Origin of the sequence: Enterococcus sp. HMSC061C05, from assembly GCF_001814765.1 — a bacterium.
In the GTDB taxonomy this organism is placed as follows: domain Bacteria; phylum Bacillota; class Bacilli; order Lactobacillales; family Enterococcaceae; genus Enterococcus_B; species Enterococcus_B lactis.
In genome coordinates, this window is record NZ_KV817754.1 from 1 (window position 1) to 8,397 (window position 8,397).

Annotated in this window: 6 protein-coding genes and 1 riboswitch; of the genes, 5 read left to right on the plus strand and 1 reads right to left on the minus strand. The window is 38.7% G+C overall.

Going from position 1 to position 8,397, the window contains the following annotated elements:
• Positions 1 to 215 precede the first annotated feature (215 nt).
• A riboswitch (SMK box riboswitch) is annotated at positions 216 to 295 on the plus strand.
• From metK to HMPREF2988_RS10620, 3 genes are all read left to right on the plus strand, one after another.
• On the plus strand, positions 293 to 1,486 hold the full coding sequence (metK, locus tag HMPREF2988_RS10610; protein ID WP_002292731.1) for a methionine adenosyltransferase: 1,194 nt from the start codon (positions 293 to 295) through the stop codon (positions 1,484 to 1,486). It overlaps the preceding riboswitch by 3 nt.
• A 130-nt stretch (positions 1,487 to 1,616) precedes the next feature.
• Positions 1,617 to 3,089 (plus strand): MDR family MFS transporter, encoded by a 1,473-nt coding sequence (locus HMPREF2988_RS10615; protein ID WP_070770621.1) that lies wholly within the window; start codon positions 1,617 to 1,619, stop codon positions 3,087 to 3,089.
• Positions 3,090 to 3,171: 82 nt separating this feature from the next.
• Positions 3,172 to 3,960, plus strand: coding sequence for an alpha/beta hydrolase (locus HMPREF2988_RS10620; protein ID WP_002316096.1), 789 nt, complete (start codon positions 3,172 to 3,174; stop codon positions 3,958 to 3,960).
• A gap of 69 nt (positions 3,961 to 4,029) precedes the next feature.
• Here HMPREF2988_RS10620 and HMPREF2988_RS10625 read toward each other — a convergent pair whose 3' ends face one another.
• Positions 4,030 to 4,695: a TetR family transcriptional regulator gene (locus HMPREF2988_RS10625; RefSeq protein WP_002341432.1), complete on the minus strand. Its 666-nt coding sequence runs from the start codon at positions 4,693 to 4,695 to the stop codon at positions 4,030 to 4,032.
• 114 nt (positions 4,696 to 4,809) lie between these two features.
• Here HMPREF2988_RS10625 and HMPREF2988_RS10630 point away from each other — a divergent pair, with 114 nt between their 5' ends.
• Positions 4,810 to 6,522, plus strand: a complete 1,713-nt coding sequence (locus tag HMPREF2988_RS10630; RefSeq protein WP_070770622.1) for an ABC transporter ATP-binding protein — start codon at positions 4,810 to 4,812, stop codon at positions 6,520 to 6,522.
• A 2-nt stretch (positions 6,523 to 6,524) separates the two neighbouring features.
• The gene (locus HMPREF2988_RS10635) at positions 6,525 to 8,294 is read left to right on the plus strand and encodes an ABC transporter ATP-binding protein (RefSeq protein ID WP_002292737.1); all 1,770 of its coding nucleotides are present in this window, start codon (positions 6,525 to 6,527) and stop codon (positions 8,292 to 8,294) included.
• The last annotated feature ends 103 nt before the right edge of the window (positions 8,295 to 8,397 follow it).

Below are 8,397 nucleotides of genomic sequence, written 5' to 3' on the forward strand. Positions count from 1 at the left end.
TAACACGGGTTCGAATCCCGTACGGGTCATGGAAGATACTTGATGAGTATCTTTTTCTTTTTATCTGAAAGAATGATTTTAAAAGGCTTAGCAGAGTTATCTTTATAGATGATTGTGCTAAGCTTTTTTGGATAAATCTAATGTAAAATATTTATATTTTTTAAGCAAAAAAATGAAAAAATACGAGCAGAAAACTGTTTTATCTGCTATACTTGGTTCGTTGCAAGTTCCCGAAAGGATCCGTAGGACGGAGATGCCTTGTAACCGAATTTAACTAGGGGGAATCATTATAATGGTAGAAAGACACTTATTTACATCAGAATCTGTTTCTGAAGGACATCCAGATAAAATCGCTGACCAAATCAGTGATGCAATCTTGGATGCAATTTTAGAACAAGACCCAACAGCACGAGTAGCGTGTGAAACATCTGTAACAACTGGGCTTGTTTTAGTATTTGGAGAAATATCTACGACGGCATATGTAGATATCCAAAAAGTCGTACGGGAAACAATAAAAGAAATTGGTTATACACGTGCAAAATTCGGATTTGATGGAGATACAGCAGCTGTATTGGTTGCGATTGATGAACAATCTCCTGATATTGCTCAAGGAGTTGACGAAGCACTTGAGATCCGGGATGAAGATAAAAAAGACGTATTAGATGAAATTGGTGCTGGCGACCAAGGGTTAATGTTTGGTTTTGCTGTAGATGAAACACCGGAATTAATGCCTTTACCAATCGCTTTGAGTCATCGTCTGGTACGCCGCTTGGCAGATTTACGTAAATCAAATGAATTAACGTATTTACGTCCAGATGCAAAATCTCAAGTCACAGTTGAATATGATGATCAAGGACAACCTGAACGCGTAGATACAATCGTTATTTCAACACAGCATGATGATGCAGTAGATAATGAAACAATTCGTCATGATGTCATCGAAAAAGTAGTGAAGGAAGTTATTCCAGCTGAATTATTAGATGATCAAACAAAATATTATATCAATCCGACTGGCCGATTTGTCATTGGTGGTCCTCAAGGGGATGCCGGATTAACAGGAAGAAAGATCATTGTTGATACGTATGGCGGTTATGCTCGTCATGGTGGCGGTGCTTTTTCTGGTAAAGATGCGACAAAAGTTGACCGTTCTGCCAGCTATGCTGCACGTTATATTGCTAAAAACATCGTTGCAGCAGGGCTTGCTCGCAAAGCAGAAGTACAGCTAGCTTATGCGATTGGTGTTGCTCAACCTGTTTCGATCTCCATCAATACTTTCGGTACTGGAACGGTTCCGGAAGAAGAATTGATTGCTGCAGTGAGAGAAAACTTCGATCTTCGGCCAGCAGGAATCATCGAGATGCTTGATTTGCGTCGTCCGATTTACAAACAAACAGCTGCTTACGGTCATTTTGGTCGTACAGATGTGGATTTGCCTTGGGAACATACGGACAAAGTAGATGCATTGAAAGCAAGTTTAGCAAAATAAGCTATATTCAGCTGGAACGATCGCCGAATGGTGGTTGTTCCAGCTTTTTTTATGGCAGTGCACCTCTTGAAAAAGATAGTGAGTATTTATCTATTTTTAGATCCTGTCATGATGAAAAAGGAGGAATAAGATGAAAAAAGAAACAAATGTTGCTTTAGTCACAGTGAGTGTTTTCATTGCAACGTTCATGACGGCTATTGAAGGAACAATCGTAACAACCGCTATGCCAACGATCGTCGGCTCATTACATGGAATGGAAATCATGAACTGGGTATTTTCGATTTATTTGCTGACAAACGCTATGCTTACTCCGATTTACGGAAAACTTGCGGATAAAGTGGGACGAAAACCAATTTTTATTTTTGGGACATTATTGTTTATTATCGGTTCGTTATTTTGCGGTTTATCTCAAAGCATGATTGGGTTGATTGCTGCTCGTGCGATTCAAGGGATGGGCGCTGGAGCAATGATGCCAGTAGCTTTGACGATCATCGGCGATCTTTATTCTATTGAGAAGCGAGCAAAAGTTTTAGGTTTGAATAGTTCAGCTTGGGGGATTGCCAGTGTTTTTGGACCGCTCGCGGGAGGATTCATCGTTGAAACGATCAGCTGGCACTGGATCTTTTTTATCAATGTGCCGATCGGAATTCTATTAATTATTTTTATTTGGCTATATTTAAATGAACCAAAAATCATACATGAGTCTAAACCAATGGATATTTTTGGTAGTTTTAGTTTGATGGTCATGCTTGTCTCATTGCTGTTAGGATTCCAATTATTAGGAGACGAAGGAATGAGTCCGCTTGTTTCTGCTTTGCTGCTAGGTAGTATCGTACTGTTAGGTATTTTTATTTTTGCCGAAAAAAGAGCTAAAGATCCTGTCATCATGCTACATTTATTCAAAAATCCACTATTTGTTGTGGTCAACTTGGCTGCAGCATTGGCTAGTGGTTTTTTGATGGGAATCGATGTTTATATTCCTATGTGGATGCAAGGTGTATTAGGACTGAATGCAGCAATTGGTGGGTTGGTATTAGCACCATTATCACTAGTCTGGATGGTCGGTTCTTTCCTTGCAAGCAAGTGGATGACTCAAATGAAAACTCATTGGGTCTTGAGAATTGGACTACTAATCGCAGCTATTGGGGGCGCTTGGTTGTATCTTATGCCTTTCAGAAGTAACTATTTATGGTTTTTTGCTATATCAACGGTCATCGGTATAGGCTTAGGTGTGACCATGACTACCTCGACTGTCAGTGCACAAAATAGTGTATCTCGTGATCAGCTTGGTGTAGCAACTTCTTTTAATACGTTAGTTCGAACAATTGGTCAAACAGTCATGGTTTCTATTTTTGGTTTATTGATAAATGGGGTAACTAAACGAGAACTTGCAGCAGCAAATTTAACAAATGATACAGATATCATGAACAAACTGGTGAATCCACAAACGGCTAAATATATCGATGCGGATATTCTATTGCCGTTAAGAAAAATTCTTTATGATGGGTTACATTCCGTTTATCTAGTTGGCTTGTTACTCGTGATTATTGCTTTGGTCTTAACGCTTTTCGTTCATGAAAAAAGTGGTAAAATAAAACAGTAGTTTCGGTCGAGACATGTACTTTGCCGAATCATTCAAATTTAAAGTTATTCAAAAATAACTTCTTACTAAGGAAGGCGAAAATATGGCATTTATTCAAGCAAATATTTATTCGAATGTATTAGAAATGGAAGTCAATCTAAATGTGATACTTCCACAAACAACTAAAAAGGTGATTGGCACCAGTTCAGAGCAAGCGACAACGGACATACCTGTTTTATATTTACTTCATGGGATGGGTGGCAATCATAGTGTATGGGAAAGACGTACGTCGATTGAACGTTATGTAGCAGACTACGGATTAGCTGTCATCATGCCATCTACTGATCTTGGCTGGTACACAGATACGGTTTATGATATGAAATATTGGACGTTCATTGCAGAAGAGCTACCTGAGATTTGTCATGAACTATTCCCACAATTAACAAGAAAAAGGGAAAAAACATATGCTGCTGGATTATCGATGGGCGGATATGGCGCATTAAAACTAGGCCTTGCAAAATCAGAAAATTTCGCAGCAGTAATCTCTCTTTCAGGCGCTGTTTCTGTAGGAAACCGAATGGATGATCTTTTGATGGTTCGTAAAGCAGCCTTTTGGGAAGGAATCTTTGGACCATTGGATCAAATCGAAGGTTCAAAGAATGATCCACAATATTTATTGAAAGAATTAGTAAAAAGCGGAAAACCAGTCCCAAGGTTTTATATGGCTTGTGGGGAATCTGATTTTCTTTATCAAGCAAATCAGGAAATGGTATCTGCTATGCAGGAACAAGGCTTAGCGGTCACCTTTGAACAAGGACCGGGCGATCATAATTGGATCTTCTGGGATCAATGGATCCAACGTGCATTGGTGTGGCTGATGGAAGAAAAGTAAAAAAGAGACTTAAAAAGATAGCTCCTATAGAGATCACTTTGTTGGTGACCTTTATAGGAGCTTTTTTTATCAATTGTTTTCTCTTCTTTTATTTTGTTGGCATAAACCTTCAATATAGGTTTGTGCACTCGTTAGAAAGAGTGCTTTTTCATTCAATTCTGCATGGGACTGCATACTTTCTTTAAATCCCTCTAATTGATTTTCAACTACATAATTACGCATAAATAGAACTGTTTCTTTCAAAAATTCATTTCCGTCCATAATCTTTTGCCGAAGCTGTTGTTCATGTTGCTGATCCATTAGCTGTCCAATCAATAAATTGTGGAGAGAGGCAATGGCCTGATGACTTTGGGTGACTGAAAATCCTTCACGAACAAGTAGTTGGATCATTTGTTCCAAATGTTCTAATCGACTCGGAAAAGCGGGCACAGTATTGATTTCTAATTCTGCCCCACAAGGAAAACGTGTGTAAAGGTCATAGTAATTTTCCATATACTGTAGCAATTGTTCATTCCAGGGCAAAGTTGGATCTGGAAGCGCTAATTCTTCTTCCATTGTTTCAGCCATTTTCTGCAAAAGCTGTTGTTTATTTTTGAAATACCAATATAAAGCAGGTGCTTGAACGTGAATTCTGTTTGCGATGTTTCGCATGGAAAGCTGCGAAAGAGCTTGTGTTTCAGCCAGGATATCAAAGGCGGCCTGAATGATGATTGCTTGAGAAAGCTTTATTTCCATTTTATCAACCTCGTGTATTGCATTATCTTTTTAAACATGGTAAATTGTTAGTCGGTCTAATTTTACAGTGTTAAATTAGTCCTGTCAATTTAAACAAAGGGGTGTAATCAACGAATGAAATTAATCTTACGACATGCGAAAAAATATAAAGTAGCTGTTTTTATTTCCTTGCTGTCCGTAGCAGTCATGGTTGCAGCAACATTATGGCAACCTAAATTACTACAGCAAGTATTGGAAGCTATTATTACAGAAGATAATGATGAAATGAAAACAATCGGTATTTATCTGATCAGTCTGGCTTTGCTAGGATTAGCTGCAGGTGTAACGAACACGATTTTCTCTGCGAAAGTAGCTCAGGGCGTAAGTGCAGATATCCGAGAAGAAGCTTTTCGAAAGATCCAGACATTTTCATTTGGGAATATCGAACAGTTCTCTGCTGGGAATCTTGTTGTTCGTCTAACAAATGATATCACGCAAATCCAAAATTTAGTGATGATTTCTTTGCAATCACTTTTTCGAATTCCATTCTTATTTATTGGTGCCTTCATTTTAGCTATGATCACGATGCCACAATTGTGGTGGATCATCGTAGCGCTTATCGTTACGGTATTTCTTATCACGGCACTTTCATTTACACGGATGGGTAAGCACTTCATGATCATTCAAAAACTGATTGATCGTGTAAATAGCATTGCAAAAGAAAACTTACTAGGGATTCGTGTAGTGAAATCATTTGTACAGGAAGAAAACCAATTGAAGACATTCAGCAAAGTAAGTGAGGACTTAACAAAACACAACATCATAGTCGGTACATTATTTTCTGTGATGATCCCGTCCTTCATGTTGGCTGCCAATTTAGCTGTGGTTGGGGCGATCTTCTTTGTGAGCGATCTTGTTAAAGATGATCCTACATTAATTGGTGGAATTGCTTCATTCATGAATTACTTGATGCAGATCATGATGGCGATCATTATCGGCGGAATGATGATGATGATGACTTCAAGAGCAGCCGTATCGCTGAAGCGGATTGCGGAAATTTTAGATGCTGAACCAGATCTTACTTATTTAGACGTTCCAGAACAAGAGCTGACGGGTTCTGTCACTTTTGACCATGTTTCTTTTCGTTATCCTGGTGAGGATACAGATACGCTTAAAGATATCAGCTTTTCTATCAAACCTGGAGAAATGGTCGGGATCGTCGGGGCGACTGGTGCCGGGAAATCCACACTAGCACAGCTGATTCCTCGTCTATTTGATCCAACAGAAGGAAAAGTAGAAGTAGGTGGTGTAGATCTTCGCCAAGTAAATGAAAAGAGTTTAAGAGAAACGGTGTCCTTTGTTTTGCAAAAAGCAATTTTATTCTCAGGAACGATTGCTCAAAACTTGCGCCAAGGAAAAAAGAATGCAACAGAAAAAGAGATGGAACATGCTTCTTCTATTGCTCAAGCAAAAGAATTCATCGAAAAGCTATCTGATCGTTACGAAGCACCAGTAGAAGAACGAAGCAGCAATTTTTCTGGTGGACAAAAGCAGCGACTATCCATTACTCGTGGTGTTATCGGTAATCCAAAGATCTTGATTTTAGATGATAGTACGAGTGCATTGGATGCTCGCTCTGAAAAACTGGTCCGAGAAGCACTTGATCGAGATTTGAAGGGAACAACGACGATCGTCATCGCACAAAAAATTGCTTCTGTTGTCAAAGCAGACCGCATCTTAGTATTGGATGAAGGTAGATTAGTCGGCGAAGGAACCCATGAGGAATTGGTAGCTGGAAACCGTGTCTATCAGGAAATCTTTGAAACTCAAAAAGGAACGGAGGAGTAAGTATGACTGATTTAATAAAAGCAAGTAAATTTTTCTATCACTATTTGAAGCGGTACAAACTCTCCTTTTTCTTTATCTTTATCACAGTAATTATTGCTACCTATCTACAAGTAAAAGCACCTCAGTATATCGGGGAAGCTTTTCAAGAATTAGCAAATTACGTAGGTGGCTTGATGCAAGGCGTAGATGATAAAAGCAAATTTGTTTCTGTAATATGGAAACTCTTGTTGTTTTATGTATTAGCTAGTGCAGCCAACTTTATCTATAGTATTTTGTTCACTCAAGTAGTAGGAAAGTCAACGAACCGGATGCGTATCGGTTTATTCAACAAATTGGAAAAATTGACGATTCGCTTCTTTGATTCTCATCAAGATGGTGAAATTTTAAGTCGTTTTACCAGTGACTTAGATAATATTCAAAATAGTTTGAACCAAGCATTGCTTCAAGTCATCACGAATGCTGTTTTACTTGTCGGAATCTTGATTATGATGTTTCGTCAAAATGTAGAATTAGCTTGGGCTACGATTGCTTCTACTCCAGTAGCTATTTTGATAGCTGTCTTGATTATTCGAAAAGCGCGAAAATATGTGGATCTTCAGCAAGATGAAGTGGGAAAACTGAATGGCTATATGGATGAAAAAATCAGCGGACAACGTGTCATCATCACAAATGGCTTACAAGAAGAAACGATTGAAGGATTCTTAGAACATAATCAAAGTGTTCGCGAAGCAACGTTCAAAGGACAAGCTTATTCTGGCCTACTATTTCCGATGATGCAAGGAATGTCACTAGTCAATACAGCAATCGTTATCTTTTTCGGCGGCTGGTTAGCATTGAATGGCGATTTGGAACGTTCGGTGGCGTTAGGCTTAGTTGTGACATTCGTCCAATATTCACAACAATACTACCAACCATTGATGCAGATTTCTTCTGGGTACAGCATGATCCAATTAGCAATTACAGGGGCAAGACGATTAAATGAAATGTTTGATGAAAAAGATGAAGTCAAACCAGAAAACGGTAAAGCATTTGATGGAGTAGAACAAGGACTTGCCTTGCAACACGTAGATTTTGGTTATTCTCCAGAAAAACTAGTCTTGAAAGATGTCTCAATCAATGTGGACAAAGGAGAAATGGTTGCTCTTGTTGGACCAACCGGATCTGGGAAAACGACGATCATGAATCTGCTGAATCGTTTTTACGATGTCAATGATGGGTCAGTAGTAATCGATGGAATAGATATCCGAGAGTATGATCTAGATGCATTACGTAGACATGTAGGAATCGTTTTGCAAGAATCCGTCTTGTTCTCTGGCACCATCAAAGACAATATCACATTCGGTAAACCAGATGCTTCAGATGAAGAAATCATCAATGCAGCAAAACAAGCGAACATTCACGACTTTATCATGACGTTAGAAAAAGGGTATGATACAGAGATATCCGAAGAAAACAATTTGTTCAGTACAGGTCAAAAGCAGTTGATCAGTATTGCTCGAACGATCATCACAAATCCATCTTTATTGATTTTGGATGAAGCAACAAGTAATGTAGACACGGTAACAGAAGCAAGAATCCAAAAAGCAATGGATGAAGCAATCAAAGGAAGAACCAGCTTTGTGATTGCTCACCGGCTGAAAACGATCTTGAATGCAGATAGAATCGTTGTCTTGCGTGATGGGGAAGTCATTGAAGAAGGCAGTCATCACGAATTATTAGCAGAAAATGGATTTTATGCGGAACTTTATCATAATCAATTTGTATTTGAATAAAGAGGTTGTGAAAAAGCTGTCCTGCATCAAGTAATAAGAACAGCCAATCAAAAACAGCTTCTCATGTTTTTGATTTGGTTGGACTTATTACCGCAGATGCAAG